The following is a 16,744-nucleotide window of genomic DNA, read 5'->3' as shown; positions in this document are numbered from 1 at the left end:
CGCGGACATCACGCCGGTGTCAGCCGCTTTCACGCAGGCTGACACTGGCCCGTCGGGCGACCACGATGTGGTCCAACACCGTGATCCCGATCAACTTGCCGGCTTCGGTCAATCGTTCGGTCACTGCGTGGTCTTCGCGGCTGGGCGTCGGATCGCCGCTGGGGTGATTGTGCACCAGCAAGACGGCCGCTGCCGCATCGCGGATGGCCGGCCGGAACACTTCACGCGGGTGGACCAAACTGGCATCCAACGTTCCCACGGTGATGCGATGCGTCCGCAGCGGCTGGTGCTTGGTATCCAGAGTCACGATGTGGAATTCTTCTTGAACCGCGTCGCCCGCCAGGTGCGCGAACCGCCGCGAGCAGAATGCGATCGCTTCGGTCGTGCTGGTGATGCGATCGATTTCCGGTTCGCGGTTGGCTTCCTCCGCTGCAACCCTTCGTCCCAATTCGATGCCCGCCATGATCTGGCAATAACTGGGCTTGGTCACCGCCGGGCTGATCTGACGCAGGTCTTCGTGCGATGACGTCCGCAGGGCCATCAGATCATCAGCGAAACGATTGGCCACCTTGCGTCCACCGGTCGTCGCCGATTCGTTTCGCACGCCCACGCGAATCAGAATGGCCAACAGTTCCGCGTTGGATAGCGCCGCGACGCCTTCGTTCAGCAATCGTTCGCGTGGCCGTTCGTTGACCGGCATCTGTTTCACTTGATCGCCACAGATCTGACGATCGATCCATAGCTGAACTTCTTTGTCCGGTTCGCGAACCGTCCAGCGGTACGATTCGCCGCTGGCCAACTGGTACTGTTCCAGCATCTGGTCACGGACCATCTCGTTCAGCGTGCGGGTAACGAATCCGGGATCCGCATCGGCGACCAGTTCCGCGGCCTCATCCCGTGTGAATCGTTCGCATCGCGTCAGCGGCTGCAGCACATTGGTCAATCGTTGGCGACGTGGATCATCCATCGTTCCGACGGCTCCCATACTCATGGACACAATCAACTTGGGGTATAGTCATCGCGTCATCCATTTTTGCCGATTCCGCGCCGCACGGATTGTCCCCATGGCAACCTTGTTCACTCAGATCGTTCAGCGAGAAATTCCGGCCGACATCGTTTACGAAGACGACCTGACACTTGCATTTCGCGACATTGCCCCCAAAGCCCCGACACATATTCTGGTGATTCCTAAAAAGGAAATCGTGTCGCTGGCCGAATTGACCGCCGAAGACGAAGCGATCGTGGGTCGCTGCGTGATGGTGGCCCACAAAGTCGCCCAGGCCGAAGGGCTGGACGGTGGCTATCGTCTGGTCTGCAACAGCGGCGACGACGGCGGCCAGGAAGTTCCCCATTTACACTTTCACGTCTTGGGCGGACGCAAACTGACCTGGCCGCCCGGTTGATTCGCCGCCGGGTTGATTGGCCACCAGATTGATCCGTCACGCCGCCGCAGACACGTCATCGCCAACCGCTGCGATGGAAAAAATCGATAGTGATGAACCTGGATCGTTTCACCAGCGCCCTTGCCGATCTGGAAACTCGGGGACGGCGTCGACGTTTGGTTCCCCGACGTATCGATGGGCGATTTTTGGTCGATGACGACGGCCGTCGTTTGCTGAACTTCGGCAGCAACGACTACCTGGGCTTTGCGTTGGCCTCGACGCCCCCATCACCATCCACGCACAACACCAACATCGCCGGCAGCACCGCCAGCGCCCTGGTGTGCGGCTGGACGCAACAACATCATCGCTTGTCCGAATCGATTGCGGTATTGGAATCGACCGAATCGGCAGTGCTGTTCCCCAGCGGGTTTGCCGCCTGCAGTGGGACGATCGCGACGCTGGCGGCACCGGGCGATTTGATCCTCAGCGACGCATTGAACCATGCATCCTTGATCGACGGGTGCCGATTGTCCAAAGCCGATGTGGTGGTCTATCCGCACGGCGATGTCGCTTTCGTCCAGCAGCAGTTGCAACAAACCGCGCGGCCGGGACAACGCGTATGGATCGTCACTGACAGCATTTTCAGCATGGACGGCGACATCGCACCGCTGGCCGATTTGGTCGAAGTCGCGCAGCGATATGACGCCGACCTGATCGTCGATGAAGCACACGGGACCGGCCTATTTGGTCAAGCTGGATCTGGTGTGGTGGAAATGTTGGGCCTGAAGAATGAAATCGCGGTTCGAATCGGAACGCTTAGCAAAGCCGTCGGTGCGCAAGGTGGTTTTGTCGCCGGGCCCCAAGCGGTGATTGACTATCTGGTCAACCATTGCCGGCCACTGATTTTCAGCACATCTCTGTCCGCCGGTGCGGTCGCCGCAGCCCAACGATCGATCGATCAAATCCGAAGTGACCCGCAACCCCGGGTCCACGTACGCCGACTTTCCCGCCGTCTGCGTGAAGCGATCGGTCAGCAATGTGGCCCCGACGAACCGGCGGCCGAAGTCCCCATCATCATTCACGTCGTCGGCAGTGATTCCGCGGCGACCCAAGCGTCATCCGAACTGCGGCAAGCCGGTTTTTACGTGCCCGCGATCCGACCGCCCACGGTGCCTGCCGGTACCGCCCGACTTCGTATCTCGCTTTCGGCCATCCACACCGATGAAGACGTCGATCACTTGGCGTCGGCGCTGTCACGCTTGACCAAGGCATGAACAAGATCCGGAAAAACCTGGACCTGACACGCGGATCAGCGAATTTGGACTCGGGTGCCCATCGGGATCTGCAATTCCCAGTCCGCAAACGTTGCCCAAGGGGTTCCCGCGTGAAGACGGACGCACCGATCCAGATGCTTGCGTGCTTGCCCAGCCAGCGGACGGTTCAACGGGACTTGCAACACATCCGTGGGAATCCAGCGAACGTGGTTGGCGACATCCATCGCCCCCGGGGAAATCGAGCGAGTCGTCGCCAAGTATTCGTTCGTTCGCACGATCCAAGCCAACACACGCCCACGCGTCAAATCGAACGCGGCTTTCCATCGCGGTGATGACTCCGCGTCCCACAGCGACTGCCAATCTTGGACGGCCTCAAAGTCGCGTTCCAACATCAACAAGCGGTCGCGTGCGGCGATCAGGGACCGCGTGACTTCGTCCACCGCTAGCACGTACTGGTGGCGTTCTCCGACACGTCGCAAGTGATCCTCCGGTGCATCCATACGAAACGGGTCGACCCGGTAATAGTTGGACGGAAATTGCGTCGGTGGTGGTGCCGGAAAATTTGGATCCAGGCTGATTTGAACCGCCTGATAAACGTACTGTCGAAGCGACGAAATTTGGACGTCACGCAGATAGTCTTCGGCCGATTGCAGACTGGGATGATAGCCGGGGGAATCGATCAAATCGTACTGGCCAATGGTCGGATCCGGATTGTTCCGATCAAACAACGTGTATCCGCCACCGGTTTCCACCGCCAAACGCGACAAGGCATAGGTGCCAAAACCCGATGGAACCGCTTCGCGAAAGATGCCTCCACACCAAGGAAACGCTTTGGCGTGTCGGCGGTCGGTCGGTGGTTCGGTTTGATACCAAAAGCCAGCCAGAAAGGTCTCCGGCATTGGCGTTTCCGGTCCTTTACGAACGCGTGCCACACGACGACCGTCAATCACTTGCCGCGTGATCTCGCGGCCAAAGACGGACGTCGCCCCCAGCACGTGGACGGCCACGCGATAGTGGTTGCAATGCTGAATTGTGTTTTCCAGCATCGGCAAATCATCTCCGGATTCATCGGTCAAGATGACGATCATCATTCGATCGGGACCGACCCGGCGATCGCGATACTGCCGTAGCGTGTCTTGGATGGATCCCATCACGTTTTCATACCCCGACGGATCGACCGGCAATCGACGCATGGCCGCCAGGACGTCAGTCATTTCCTTGGTCGGTCTTTGAATCTCTTTGTGGCGACGACCGTACGCAATCACGGCCCCGTACAACTGCCCTTGATAAACCAATTTGGACCGTGACGAAGACTTCAGCTCATTGAAGAACGCCGACGCCTGATTCGCCATCACCGCGCGATGCTCTTTCAGACTGGTGGAAGAATCGAACAACCAAGCGACCAACAGATCTCCCCGAGCCAATTGCCCCTTGATTGCCGCCTGGACCGATTCCATGGCCTGGGCCACCCCATCGGCGGCATGCAAACCGGCGCCATCGGCCAAGTCGGCCGTCGCCAAAACCGGCGCCGGACTTTCGGCCACCGTGTCGACATCGGTGGATTTCACTGGGACAACCGGGCGATCGGCCGTTTCAATTTTGGGTAACGGCATGGGATCGGACGTCGCAGCCTCGGGCTGGCTTGCCGAAATCGTTTCTTCCTGGGCGGAAGGCTCCGGGTCGGCCGCGGGAAGGACCTCCAACGCTACATCGTTCCACTGCGCCGCGTCTTCAAAGCGTCCGGCCAGAAACAGCGGCGAACCACCCGACCATGTGGGCAATACCCACCAAGCCAGAAACAGCAGCAAAGCCAGATGGCACGCCAGCGAAATCGCCCAAGGACGAGCGCGGACGATCATGGTTTGCCAAACCGGTCGGCGGTGTCCAGGACGATTCATCGTCGGGTTCGCGACTCGGTTGCGGGGAAAGGATTCACTGCGAATTCATCCGTGCGGTGGCCACGGCGGTCTGGTTTGAAACTAAGGGGGACATCGTCTGAACGCAAATCGAATCGATCCCGCCAGCCGTTGACCGACCGCGCAAAGCCCGACGACTGATTATCTTGAGTCCTCCGCAATCCACGGCCGACGTCACCGAAACGCCGCCGACGCCGTTCCCAACGCCCCCGGAGATGACATGACTGGCATTCGACGAACGATCAGCCTGTCTGTTGCAGTTTTTCTTTTCGGCTCCACATACCAAGACTCTTCGGCACAGTCGCCTTTGAACACTCGGCCGGCGGTGGGACTGCGAAAAAGCGAGCCCACGTTGACAGCGTTGACCGGGGCGACGGTGCGGCAAAACCCTCAAGCCGATCCTATCCAGGCGACCGTTTTGATCGATGGTAACCGCATCTTGGATGTGGGACCAAACATCAACATCCCCCCGGATGCTCGACAGATCGACTGCACCGGGCAATACCTTTATCCAGGTTTGATCGACGCCTACAGCGAAACCGACGTCGATTGGTCGTCGGATCAGCAGGCCGGTGGCTACTGGAACCGATACGTGACGCCTCGCCGCAATGCGGATGACGGATCGGTCGTCGGTTCGTCCGCCATGCAAAAACTGCGACAACAGGGCATTGCCATTCGGTTGGTCGCGCCGGCCGGTCGCATTGTCAAAGGCCGCAGCGTCCTGGGGCTGATGACCGACGATGAATCCCAGCGACAGATCCTGTCCGATCCACACTGGGTCCACGTCCAATTGACCGTACCTCGCCAGCGATTGTCTGGCGAAACCTATCCAAATTCGCCGATGGGCGCCACGTCGCTGGTGCGTCAAACCTTTTATGACGCTGACTGGTACGAAAAGGCATGGGCCGCATACCAAGCCGATCGCACGCTTCCGCGTCCGGAACGGAATTCCGATTTGGAAACGTTGGTCGACCAAATCGACGGATGCACGTTCGTTTTTGATGCCCCCAACGAACGCATGGCCGTGCGTGCGGACAAGATCGCTCGCGAATTTTCACTGAAGACCATCATCCACGGCAGCGGTCGCGAATATCGGGCGATCGACGACATTGCCGCGTCCGGCCGACCGATCCTTGTCCCGGTCGACTTTCCCGACAAGCCCGATGTTTCGATGGCTTCGGCGCAGAATGACATGACGCTGCAAACGCTGCTGCACTGGCATCACGCGCCCGGCAATCCGGGCCGTTTGTCGGCCGCCGGCGTCCCGTTTTGCCTGACAACCGACGGTTTGGACGATGGCGAAGGTTTCTTGAAGGCCATTCGCCAATCCATCGAACATGGCTTGGATGAATCGGCGGCCTTGGCGGCGGTGACAACGGTGCCGGCACAATGGCTTGGCATCACCGATGACGCCGGAACCATCGAAGCGGGGAAACTTGCCAATCTGTTTCTCACTGACCAACCGTGGGACCACTTCGATGCCAAAGTCATCCGAACCTTTGTCGCGGGCAAAAGTTTCTGGGGCGATCGCAACGGGGAGACGAACGACGATCCGCTGCCGGGACGTTGGACAGCGTCGGGCACCGTAAACGGCCGAAAAACGCGTTTTGTATTGACGATCAAACGCGACAAGCGAAACCGCTGGTCCGCTCAGGTGCAAAAACCTGCAACCGAGAAAGCCGAATCTGAGCCAGCAAGTGATGATGAAAAGGCGTCGGAACCTAAACCGGTTTCATTGGATGACGTCCGGCGCAACCAGATTCGTCTGACCGGAACGATCGACCAAGCCAACTTTGCCAAGGTGACCAGCACTCCCCTACAGCCCGGCACAGCATTGCTTGAACTCATCACGTTCACCCGCGACGATGCATCCAAAGTCGATGGCACTCTGGTTACCGCCGATGGCAGGCGTTGGTCGATTCAAATGCAACCGGCGGCCATCAAAGACGCTGCGGAAAAACAGGACGGTGGAACTTCGTCCGACACCGCGACGGAATCGGTCGCGGCTGCGAATGACAAGGATGTCACGACCGATGACATTCCTCTGCTGCATCCCTTGGGGGCATACGGCACGACCGGTTTGCCCGACCAGCCACCCGAAGTTCTGTTGACGGGCGCCATCGTCTGGACTTGTGTGGACGATGACCCAAAAGTCCAAGACGTGTTGATACGCGACGGCAAAATTGCGGCGGTGGGAACCGATTTGAAGACCACGGACGACGTGACAGTGGTTTCATGCGACGGCAAACACATCACTCCGGGGATCATCGACTGTCATTCACACATCGCAACCGATGGCGGCGTGAATGAAAGCGGACAAGCCGTCACGGCGGAAGTCCGTATTGGAGATTTCATCGACGACAGTGACATCACCATTTTTCGACACCTTGCCGGTGGGGTCACCACCGCCAACATCTTGCACGGATCCGCCAATCCGATCGGTGGCCAGAACCAAGTGATCAAAATGCGATGGGGCGGACGAATGGATCAATTGCGTTTCAGGGACGCGCCGGCGGGGATCAAGTTCGCGTTGGGGGAAAACGTCAAGCGGAACCCAGGGCGATACCCCAACACGCGGATGGGTGTGCAGGAGATCATTCGAGATCAGCTTTTGGCCGCACGGCAATACGATCATCGTCGACGTTCCATGTCGGATCCTTCCACGCACCAGTTGCCGGTACGTCGTGACTTGCAACTCGACGCATTATCACAAGTGCAGCGGGGCGAACGTTGGATCCACTGTCACAGTTATCGTCAGGACGAAATCTTGGCAACGCTGTCACTGTTGGAAGAATTTGGCATTCAAATCGGCACGTTGCAGCACATCCTGGAAGGTTACAAAGTCGCCGATGCGATGAAGCGACACGGCGCGATGGGTTCATCGTTTTCGGACTGGTGGGCTTATAAGTTCGAAGTCTACGACGCGATTCCTTACAACGGTGTGTTGATGAACGATGCGGACGTGGTGGTTTCCTATAACAGCGACGACGCGGAACTGGGACGGCACTTGAACACCGAAGCCGCGAAAGCGACCAAGTATGGTGATGTCGCTGCCACCCAAGCCTTGCGTTTTGTCACCCTGCATCCCGCACGGCAACTGCGCATCGACGACCGAGTTGGTTCGATCGAATCCGGCAAAGACGCTGACTTGGTGATCTGGAGCGGTCCGCCACTGTCGACCACCACACGCTGTGAACAGACTTGGATCGATGGCCGATGCTATTTCAGCTTGGACAAAGAAGCACAGTGGCACCATCGTGACCAAACACTACGGCAAACACTGATCCAAAAAGTTCTGGCCGATGGCAAACCGTCCGGCGACGATCCGGATGGCGACAACACGGTGGCCGAAGAAGATCGTTGGCTACGTTACGACGCCTTTTGCACCACGCGACAACAATGAACGGTTCACGCCCCAATCCACTGACCGCATGTAACACCGCCGCAATCCGCCACATCCATCCAAGTCGAATGTCCCTTCAGCAGCTCGAGCCAATCGACATGCACCGCTTAAACACACAACGCTTTGCGATCCGCTCGGCACGCCTGTGGGTGGCTGCGATAGGATGGATTTGTCTGTCGGTCGCGTCGGCCAACGATCAAATCCCCGGGCCGCCGCAGTCCCGTCCCATCGTCATTCGCGGCGCCACGTTGCATCGGGTCGATCAACCCGTGATGCAAAACGGTGACCTGCTGTTTAACGACGGTCGGATCACCGGAATCGGTTCGGATATCGACATTCCCGATAATGCAAAGATCATTGATGCATCGGGCAAGCATGTTTATCCCGGCTTGATCGAATCGATGACCGATTTAGGGCTGCGTGAAATCAGCAACCAAAGTGCGACGGTCGACAACACCGAATTCGGCAGCATCAATCCCAACGCAAAGTCATGGGTAGCCGTGAACCCGGACAGCGAATTGATCCCCGTCGCAAGGTCCGGCGGTGTGTTGTTGGCCAACGTCGCGCCGCTGGGACGATGGATTCGTGGCCAGTCGGCGGTCATGATGCTGGACGGGTGGACCTATCAAGACATGGTGCTGTCGGCCCCCTCTGGATTGTGCCTGAATTGGGACCACATCACCGGACGCGGCGGGGATGCGGATCTGGCACGTCGCGACGAGCGCTTGGATGAATTCACAGAACGGTTGGACCAAGCACGACGATATGCGTTGGGACGCCAACGAAATGGCGAATCGACATCCACGGATTTGCGTTTGGAAAGCTTGATCCCGGTTATCGAAGGCCGAGTTCCCGTGATTGCAACGGCCAACCGCCAGTCGGCCATTGAATCCGCGGTCGCCTTTTGCCGCACACAATCGCTGCGTCTGATCATTCACGGTGGGTTCGACGCCGAACAGTGCGCCAAGTTATTGAAGGCCGATGACATCGGCGTTTTGATCCCGGGCACCTATCGTTTGCCGATTCGGCGAAGTGATCGTTATGACGCGGCCTACACGTTGCCCGCCAGGCTACACCGTGCTGGCGTTCGTTTTGCCATCGGGGGCGAAGGATTCGGATCACCCGGCGGTGCTTCGCTGACCCAAAACTTGCCGTACCACGCCGGATGTGCAGTCGCCTATGGGCTTTCTCGCGAGGATGCTTTGCGATCGATCACGCTGTCGCCGGCGGAAATCCTGGGCGTCGAAGATCGTGTCGGTTCGCTCACGGCCGGCAAGGACGCGACACTGTTGATCGCCGATGGCGACATCTTGGAAACGGAGACACAGATCACCGACGCGTTCATCACCGGGCGCCCCGTCGACCTGGGCAATCGCCATACGATGCTGTACCAGAAATACCGCCAAAAGTACCGGCAAGCGAATCGCTAGACCGGTGCGATCAAACGCCTTCGCGGCGCATCGTCAGTTCCCGTCGGATCGAACGGCCCGCGACGAATTGGTTGGGAACAAAGCTGTTTTGATCCAGCGGCACATCGACCTGCACGGTGATCTCCGGTGTATCTCGTTGGATCTGGGCGGGGCGAATCTGGATGTTGTAATTGGTGACACCGATGGTCCCCAACACACGTTCCGCTTCGGTACGTGCGTCGGCCGCGGTTCCACCAGGGATGATTGCAATCCGAGCGGCTTCATAGACCGCGTTGTCGGCCGTGTGGCGGATCATCGCCACGCGGCAAAATTCGAACGCGGCGAAAAAGAACAGGAACACAATCGGTGCCGTCACAGCGAATTCCACCATGGTCGCACCACGGCGGTCACGCCGGGAAGCTGGTCGGCGGGAAACGAGTGCTGCCGAGCGATCCCCGGCCGAAAAGATTTGCTTGGACATCATTCGGTAATCATCGTGCTGAGGGTCAATGCGATTTCGCGATAGATCTGTTCCAACTGCAAACCGTTGTCGGCGTGGTAGTGATTGCCGCCACCGATCGTGGCGACTTCACGCATCCGTGCCAGGTCGGCGTTGCCGCCAAAGGTGATCGTGTGAATCGTGACGTTGTCGGCGGCCAATTGATTGGCGACGATGCGGGGTTCAGGCCCGCGGTTGTGCCGGCCATCGGTCATCACCACCATCGTGCGTTCCACAAAATCGGGCGATCGTCCAGACAACATGATGGACTGACCGGCCGACATCCCACGTGAAATGCTGGTGAATCCTCCGACCCGCATTGCCCCCATCGCGGCGGTGATTTCCGCCAGATTGGCGGTCAGTTGCACGTCTTCGCTGGCACGGTCGTTGTAGGAAGCCAGCCCGACTCGTTCATCGACCGGCGTGTTGTTCAGCGTGTTGACGAAGACGTTGATCGCGTTGGACAAGTCCGCAAACTTTTGACCGGCCATCGACCCACTGCGGTCAACCACCAGTACGACATCGCGTTCGATGTAAGTCGCCGTGGCATTGGCCACCGGTTCAAACGAACTGACACCCAAGATGTTTCCGAAGAACAGTGGCACGGCCCCCGACGGCGAATCCGCAGTCCGGCGTCCGAGCACACGCACGCTGTTTAGCGGCACTTGGTCCGCGGTGAATGCGTAGCGGCCGCCGTTTTGTTCTTGGCTGCGTCCGAATTGGAAATCGCCGGCGGGAATCACCAACGGGTCTCCGTTGACGCTGTTCGCCGCGGCGATCTGCTGGCCACGCTGAACTGCTTGATTGCGGTCCAGGGTGTCCGACAAAGTGGCCGCAGCGGCTTTGGCGGCCGCATCGGTCGCCGTTCGCAATTCAGTACGCGACAGGTGCATCTGAGCGACGTCGACGGAAAAGGCCACCGCCACCATGAAGCCTAAGAGCATCACGGCGATCAAGACCAGCATTGCGCCGCGACGACGACGGGAAGGGGCCGTTCGTTTCATCGTTGGGACAGAACCATTTTTGGAGTTAACAGAGACAACGGAACGGGCGAGCATCGATCGTGACACGCTCGCCAAGTGTCGACACATCACTCTTTGATCATCACGACGCGTGATCGAATGGTTCGATTGGCGATGAATTGCCCGGCCAGCGGACTGTTGGGCTGTGTGGGTGCACTGACTTCGACAACGATTTCGTCGCCGCGATCCGCATCGGCAGATTCGCCCGATGGAAAGGCCACCGCGTAACCTTGGACGCCGCGTGAATTCAAGATGTTTTCGATCCGCTGTTGTGCCGTGGCATTGCTGCCTTCGTTGCGAATCGCGTCACGAACGCCTTCGTAGGCGGCAACACTGATGGACTGCTTCAGGAAAATGAAGCTGGATGCTTCGATCGACCCGAATACCAGCAACACCAGCACCGGCAGACAGACGGCGAACTCCACCGCAGCAGCACCTCGGCGTGCGCGGTGTTGCACCGGAGATCTTCGGTAACCGTTCTGGAATCGCGCGGGCACCTTTCGATCGTCGGTGGGTGAACCGGTGGAAAGCGGAAACAACATCGGCAACGCTTGGTGAATGGGAGTGAACCTGAATCGGAACGACCGGAGAATCTTGATCACGACGCAACTTCGGCATCAACGCCGTTGTCCGAGTCGGCACCGGTACCGGCTTCCTGAGATGCGATGCGGCGAATCAGTCGGTTGAAGTCGTCCGCCATCTCCGCCCAGTAATCGCTGGTGCGGAACTTCAACGGTCCCACCGGACGACCTTCGCCGGCGTCGCGGAGCGCTTGACGCAACCGGCTGATCGGACCGGCAAATCGGTTGGTCAGCTTCAAGGTGTCCCAAATGAAGGCGGGGATCAGCGTCATCGTTACGATGAAGAAGGGCAGGAATCGGGTCCAGCATTCTTGGAACGCTTCGGACCAACCGGCCTCGGGTTGCTCGAACAATCGCAACCAAATCATCAGGGCCAAGGTATTGCAGAAGAACAACGCCACCCAGTGCAGCGCGATTTTTCGCAGAATGCCTCCTTGGACTTCGCTGTCAACGATCGTCTTTTTGCGGCGGGCGGTGGTAGCGGATGCGGACATGGCGTTGGCGTTCGCGGTGGGTCGGAGTCGTCGGTGGAATCCGCGATGAATCCAAATGCTGCGTGTTTGCAGCGATCGGGCGGGAATCCGGTTTATCGAACGCTAGAACACAAACCGTCCCCGTGCAGCCACATCGACGTCGGGGGGATAGAAATTGGTCCTGGCGAACGTCGGGTCGCGTTCGTTGTTTCCGCCGCGACGGGATGTTGCCAAAGCTCCACACGCCCGATAATCGTCGTTTTCAATACGACCCGCCCCCGACGTGACTTTGCGTTCGCGTCGTGAATGATGTTCCCAACCAAGGATTCCGGCTCAACGTCATGACGGACGCCCCCTCACAATCCGAATCCCCCAATGAGTCGCCCGCCGGGAAGCCCTCCAGCGCGGTCGAAACGCATGCCGGCCACGATTTGGAGGGCAGCATGCTGGACCGTGTCCGCCAGTGGACCGATCTGTTGCCGTGGATCCGACTGGTCAGCGTCTTACGGCTGGCCGGTTCGCCTGCTTGGCTGTTGATCGTCACGGTGGTATCGCTGATCTGGGGCGGCGGGTTGTGGATCTTTGGCGGGCCACTGAGCCCTTGGTTTTCCATCAGCGGCGCATCGTCTTGGGTTGGATCGGCGGCGGAACCGTTGTCCTGGTTTTGCACGGTGACCGGATCGATCAATCCGTTGATCCTTGTCTTTGCAGGCTTCTCCTGGCTGGCTTGGCTGACGGCGTGGGTCTGGACATCCGTTTGTTGGACTGCACCGATGCTGGCGTTGGCTCGTCAGGGCGCTCTGCTGACCGCTGGCCGGCCGATCGAATCGATCTCGCGCATCGTCCCCCTTGCCCTGCAGCGTACGCCCCATGCGTGGCTGGTCATGGTCACCCCGGCCGTGTGCACTGCGATTCTGCTGGTTCCCGTTGCGGCAGCCGCCTGGTTGGTTTCGATCGCGGGCGACCCCATCTGGTTTTCCGCTCCGGCGGCGGTCCTGTGCCTTTTGGTGTTGATTCCGGCGGGCATTTTGGGAATGGGCAGCCTGGTCGCCGTCCCCTCCGCGATGGCGGCGATCATCAACGAGCCTTCGGCGGACCCGCTGGATTCGCTAAGCCGAGGCTACGAAAACCTTTTTCGTCGCCCCCTGCACTTGGTCGCTTACCTGCTGATCGGCATGGTTATCGTCGCCGTCGTGTCTTGGCTGGCGGGGATCGTCGCAACCGGCACCGGACAGTTGGCGGCGGGTGTGATCGAACCCTTTGCGATCGTCACCGATGCCGCCCCGTCGTCCGAACCGCCTGGATTGAACGTCGACTTGATCGCCGTCGAACCGAGCCGCTTCGCCGGAGTGATCGTTACGGGGCTGAAATTATTGCCAGCGGTGATCGCGTTTGCGTTAAGCTGGGGACTGATCGGCGGCATCTATCTGTTGCTGCGTCGTGACTGTGGCGGACAAGAAGTGGAAGACCTCTGGGTGCCAAGTGTTCCCGCCACGCCCCTTCCCGAGTTGCCGTCGGCGGCAAAGAGCGAATGAACGATTTGAATCAAGAACGGCTGGTAACGGTCGCCGAACGTTCGACCGAAGTCGCCGCAAACATTTTGGTCAGCGTATTGGCCGAAAACGGCATTCGAGCGATTGCCACGGGAGGCTTCACGGCCGGCTTTCGCGCCGAAGCCCCCGGATGGGTTCAAGTCAAAACCCTGGAAGATCAAGCCGATCGAGCTCGCGAATTGATTGCGGAAATCGAAGAAGTCGAAGAATAATCCCGTAAGGTCCGCCGCGACGCCCAGTCCACCGGATCGCTTCGCCGATCCCCATTCCCACCTTATCCCGCCCCGCCACCGAACGCCCAGGACAGTCCATGTCGTCAGGCAATCGTTATCACGCCGCCGCCTTGATCCGGCCGGTGCTGGTCTTGTTCGTACTCACGATCACGCTCCCGGCGCTGCAGGCCGGCGGTCAGGAAAGCGGGCAAGCCGCCAATGACACGTGGGACGTCACCGAAGGCGAGAAACTGTTCGCGTTAAACGTCTTTCCCGTGCTTCGCGACAAGTGTTTTGGTTGCCACAGCGATGCCGCCGATCCGCTGCAGGGCGGACTGAACTTGCAATCACGCGACGCCATGCTGGCCGGTGGCGACGAATACGGTGATGCCATCATCGAGCCGGGCGAAGCCGAATACAGTGCTTTGGTCGCGATGATCGCCCGCGAAGAAGTCGGATATGAAATGCCGCCCAAGGAAGCCGACCGCCTGAGCGACACGCAAGTCCAAGCGGTCGCGGCGTGGGTCGACGCCGGCGCACCATGGCCGGACGAAGACCGGGTCCAGCAGATCTACGAACGTTTCGCCGAAGGCGTCACCGTGCGAACCAGTGGCGGGCTGGCCGATGACTGGACCCAACGCAAATACAAGCCTGAAGACCTGTGGGCATTCCAGCCTTTGCACCGGAGCTTTGAACATCACTCGATCGACGGATTTATTGACGCAAAGATGCGTGACCGCAACGTCGAACCCGCACCACCGGCGGACCGGCGTACGCTGATCCGACGCGTTACTTTTGATCTGATCGGATTGCCGCCCAGTCCCCGAGAAGTCGACGCGTTCATCAATGACCCGGCGGACGATGACACGGCATTGGCCACGTTGGTCAACCGACTGTTGGAAAGCCCACATTACGGGGAACAGTGGGGCCGACACTGGTTGGACGTGACGCGGTATGCCGACAGCAGCGGATTCGCCAACGACTGGGAACGTCCCAACGCTTGGCGATTTCGCGACTATGTGATCCGGTCCTTCAACGACGACAAGCCCTACGATCAATTTGTGATCGAACAATTGGCCGGAGACGAATGGGCCGATCAATTGAAACAAGCGGGCGATTTGGACGAACAACGACAAGCCGAATTGCTGGTGGCCGCCGGTTTTCTGCGGATGGGACCGTGGGAACACACGGCGATGAGCGTCGCGAAGGTGACGCGACAACAATACCTGGATGACGTGACCGACTCGGTCGGCCAAGTGTTCCTGGCACAGCCGTTACAGTGCTGTCGATGCCATGACCACAAATTCGACCCGATCCCGACCCGCGATTACTACAGCATCCAAGCCACCTTTGCGACGACCCAATTTGCGGAACGCAAAACGGCCTGGATCGACGAAGAAAATCGTGACGGCATGTCGCACGACCGGCGATACCACCAACAAAGACGTGAACACAACGCACAAAACTTGGCGGAGATTTCCAAAATCAAACGTCAACGTGAAGCGGAATGGCTAGCCGACAAAGGCATCCCCTATCCTTCGATGAACGCGGCAAAGAAGGCGGGCGTGGTCGACGAGGATTTGTTGAACCAACCCTTTCTGACGCCTGAAGAACTTGGCGAAGAAAGAATCTGCCGAAAATGGAAAATGCGGTTCGACTGGGAAATGGATCGCTATGAACCGTACGCATTTACGGTCTACAGCGGCACACGGGGACCGGGAAACCAAATGAACTCCCGCTTCAAGATGCCCGCCAACGCGATGAAGGGCCCCCCACCAAATAGTCATATTTTGACCGGGGGCGATCCCTTTGCTGATGGTCCCGCCGTGTCACCCGGTGTCTTGTCGGCATTACCCGGCGTCGTCGACGAAACCGGTACGGTTGTCCGTCAAATGCCATCCTCCGTCAAAGGCCGACGCCTTGCTTTGGCTCGCTGGATCGTGGATGCCGACAATCCGCTGACGCCGCGTGTCATCGTCAATCGCATTTGGTCGTACCATTTCGGACGTGGCATCGCGGGCAATCCGAACAACTTCGGTGCAACGGGCAAAAAGCCGACGCATCCGAAATTGCTGGACTGGCTGGCCGTTCAGTTCCGCGACCAGGGATGGTCAATCAAATCGTTGCACCGGATGATCATCAACAGCAAAGCGTATCGCCGCAGTGCGTCGCATCCGTCGGTTGCCTTGTTGGCCGAATCCGACCCGAATGACGAACTGTACGCCAGGTTCCTGCCGCGGCGTCTGGCCGCCGAGGAAATCCGCGATGCGATGCTGCATGTCAGTGGTGAATGGAATCCGGCCGTCGGTGGCATTCCGATCCGGCCGGACATGAACTTGGAAGCCTCGTTGCAGCCTCGGATGATCATGGGCACCTTCGCCCCCAGCTACGTGGCGGATCCGTTGCCCGAGCGTCGAAATCGTCGTTCGGTCTATGTGCATCGAACGCGTGGGCAACGGATGCCGATGATGGAGACCTTCAACCAACCCGGGTCCGAAACGTCGTGCGAACTGCGTGACCAAAGCAATGTCACACCACAAGCATTCACATTGATCAACAGCGAAGAAACCAACGACCGCGCATTGGCATTGGCCGATCGTGTTTGCCGAGACGTCGAATCAGACGATCGCAAGGCGGTGATCCGTCGATTGTTCGAACTGACGCTACAACGTCCGCCGTCCGATGAAGAAATCGAATGGTCGATCGCCCACTGGGATCGCATGATTCCCTGGCACCAAAAGACAACCGTCGGACGCGCGGATCGCCCTGAAAAAGTCGTGCGTGAAGCGATCGATGAAAACACGGGGAAACCTTTCCAATTCACCGAGCGATTGTTTGGCCACGACGACTATGTCCCGGACCTGCTTCCGGCGGACGTCGCCGCCGATGTCCGCGCGTTGGCCGATGTCGCTTTGATGATTTTGAACACGAACGAGTTCATGTACGTGTACTAGCGGTCGGCTGTCGCCTACCCGCCGCTTCGCCCCTGCAATTGTCACCTTCCAACACCGATCGTCCCC

At 59.0% G+C, this 16,744-nt stretch carries 13 protein-coding genes; 7 read left to right on the top strand and 6 right to left on the bottom strand.

What is annotated here, in order from left to right; all coding sequences use genetic code 11:
- Positions 1 to 19: 19 nt before the first annotated feature.
- Complete coding sequence (radC, locus tag HFP54_RS08305) at positions 20 to 991, bottom strand: RadC family protein (protein ID WP_197138192.1); 972 nt, start codon at positions 989 to 991, stop codon at positions 20 to 22.
- A gap of 73 nt (positions 992 to 1,064) precedes the next feature.
- Between radC and HFP54_RS08300 the strand changes: the two genes are divergently transcribed.
- Positions 1,065 to 1,403 carry a histidine triad nucleotide-binding protein gene (locus HFP54_RS08300; protein WP_146415629.1) on the top strand — a complete coding sequence of 113 codons (339 nt, stop codon included), beginning with the start codon at positions 1,065 to 1,067 and terminating at the stop codon, positions 1,401 to 1,403.
- 92 nt (positions 1,404 to 1,495) lie between these two features.
- Entirely contained in the window at positions 1,496 to 2,656 is a 1,161-nt protein-coding gene (gene bioF, locus HFP54_RS08295) for an 8-amino-7-oxononanoate synthase (protein WP_146415630.1), read from the top strand.
- A gap of 35 nt (positions 2,657 to 2,691) precedes the next feature.
- Here the strand turns inward: bioF and HFP54_RS08290 are convergent, their stop codons facing one another.
- On the bottom strand, positions 2,692 to 4,554 hold the full coding sequence (locus HFP54_RS08290; RefSeq protein ID WP_168564795.1) for a vWA domain-containing protein: 1,863 nt from the start codon (positions 4,552 to 4,554) through the stop codon (positions 2,692 to 2,694).
- A 370-nt stretch (positions 4,555 to 4,924) separates the two neighbouring features.
- Here HFP54_RS08290 and HFP54_RS08285 point away from each other — a divergent pair, with 370 nt between their 5' ends.
- Entirely contained in the window at positions 4,925 to 7,975 is a 3,051-nt protein-coding gene (locus HFP54_RS08285) for an amidohydrolase family protein (RefSeq protein ID WP_168564794.1), read from the top strand.
- Between the two features lie 98 nt (positions 7,976 to 8,073).
- The gene (locus HFP54_RS08280) at positions 8,074 to 9,405 is read left to right on the top strand and encodes an amidohydrolase family protein (protein ID WP_168564793.1); all 1,332 of its coding nucleotides are present in this window, start codon (positions 8,074 to 8,076) and stop codon (positions 9,403 to 9,405) included.
- A gap of 10 nt (positions 9,406 to 9,415) precedes the next feature.
- Here HFP54_RS08280 and HFP54_RS08275 read toward each other — a convergent pair whose 3' ends face one another.
- The 4 genes from HFP54_RS08275 to HFP54_RS08260 form a co-directional block, all read right to left on the bottom strand.
- The gene (locus HFP54_RS08275) at positions 9,416 to 9,775 is read right to left on the bottom strand and encodes a TadE family protein (RefSeq protein WP_235951481.1); all 360 of its coding nucleotides are present in this window, start codon (positions 9,773 to 9,775) and stop codon (positions 9,416 to 9,418) included.
- 89 nt (positions 9,776 to 9,864) lie between these two features.
- On the bottom strand, positions 9,865 to 10,887 hold the full coding sequence (locus HFP54_RS08270) for a vWA domain-containing protein (protein WP_235951478.1): 1,023 nt from the start codon (positions 10,885 to 10,887) through the stop codon (positions 9,865 to 9,867).
- Between the two features lie 86 nt (positions 10,888 to 10,973).
- Entirely contained in the window at positions 10,974 to 11,447 is a 474-nt protein-coding gene (locus tag HFP54_RS08265) for a TadE/TadG family type IV pilus assembly protein (protein WP_168564792.1), read from the bottom strand.
- A 56-nt stretch (positions 11,448 to 11,503) separates the two neighbouring features.
- A complete protein-coding gene (locus tag HFP54_RS08260) occupies positions 11,504 to 11,980 on the bottom strand; it encodes a hypothetical protein (protein ID WP_146415634.1) in 477 nt (158 codons plus the stop codon).
- A 320-nt stretch (positions 11,981 to 12,300) separates the two neighbouring features.
- Between HFP54_RS08260 and HFP54_RS08255 the strand changes: the two genes are divergently transcribed.
- The 3 genes from HFP54_RS08255 (at position 12,301) to HFP54_RS08245 (ending at position 16,678) form a co-directional block, all read left to right on the top strand.
- Positions 12,301 to 13,494 carry a hypothetical protein gene (locus HFP54_RS08255; RefSeq protein ID WP_168564791.1) on the top strand — a complete coding sequence of 398 codons (1,194 nt, stop codon included), beginning with the start codon at positions 12,301 to 12,303 and terminating at the stop codon, positions 13,492 to 13,494.
- Complete coding sequence (locus tag HFP54_RS08250) at positions 13,491 to 13,724, top strand: putative signal transducing protein (protein WP_146415636.1); 234 nt, start codon at positions 13,491 to 13,493, stop codon at positions 13,722 to 13,724. Before HFP54_RS08255 ends, HFP54_RS08250 begins: the two co-directional genes overlap by 4 nt.
- Positions 13,725 to 13,822: 98 nt before the next feature.
- Positions 13,823 to 16,678 (top strand): DUF1549 domain-containing protein, encoded by a 2,856-nt coding sequence (locus tag HFP54_RS08245; RefSeq protein ID WP_168564790.1) that lies wholly within the window; start codon positions 13,823 to 13,825, stop codon positions 16,676 to 16,678.
- Positions 16,679 to 16,744: the final 66 nt, after the last annotated feature.

This window comes from Crateriforma spongiae (assembly GCF_012290005.1).
GTDB classification, from domain to species: Bacteria; Planctomycetota; Planctomycetia; order Pirellulales; family Pirellulaceae; genus Crateriforma; species Crateriforma spongiae.
Note: the sequence above shows the minus strand (reverse complement) of the source record. Positions and strands in the feature narration are given on the sequence as shown.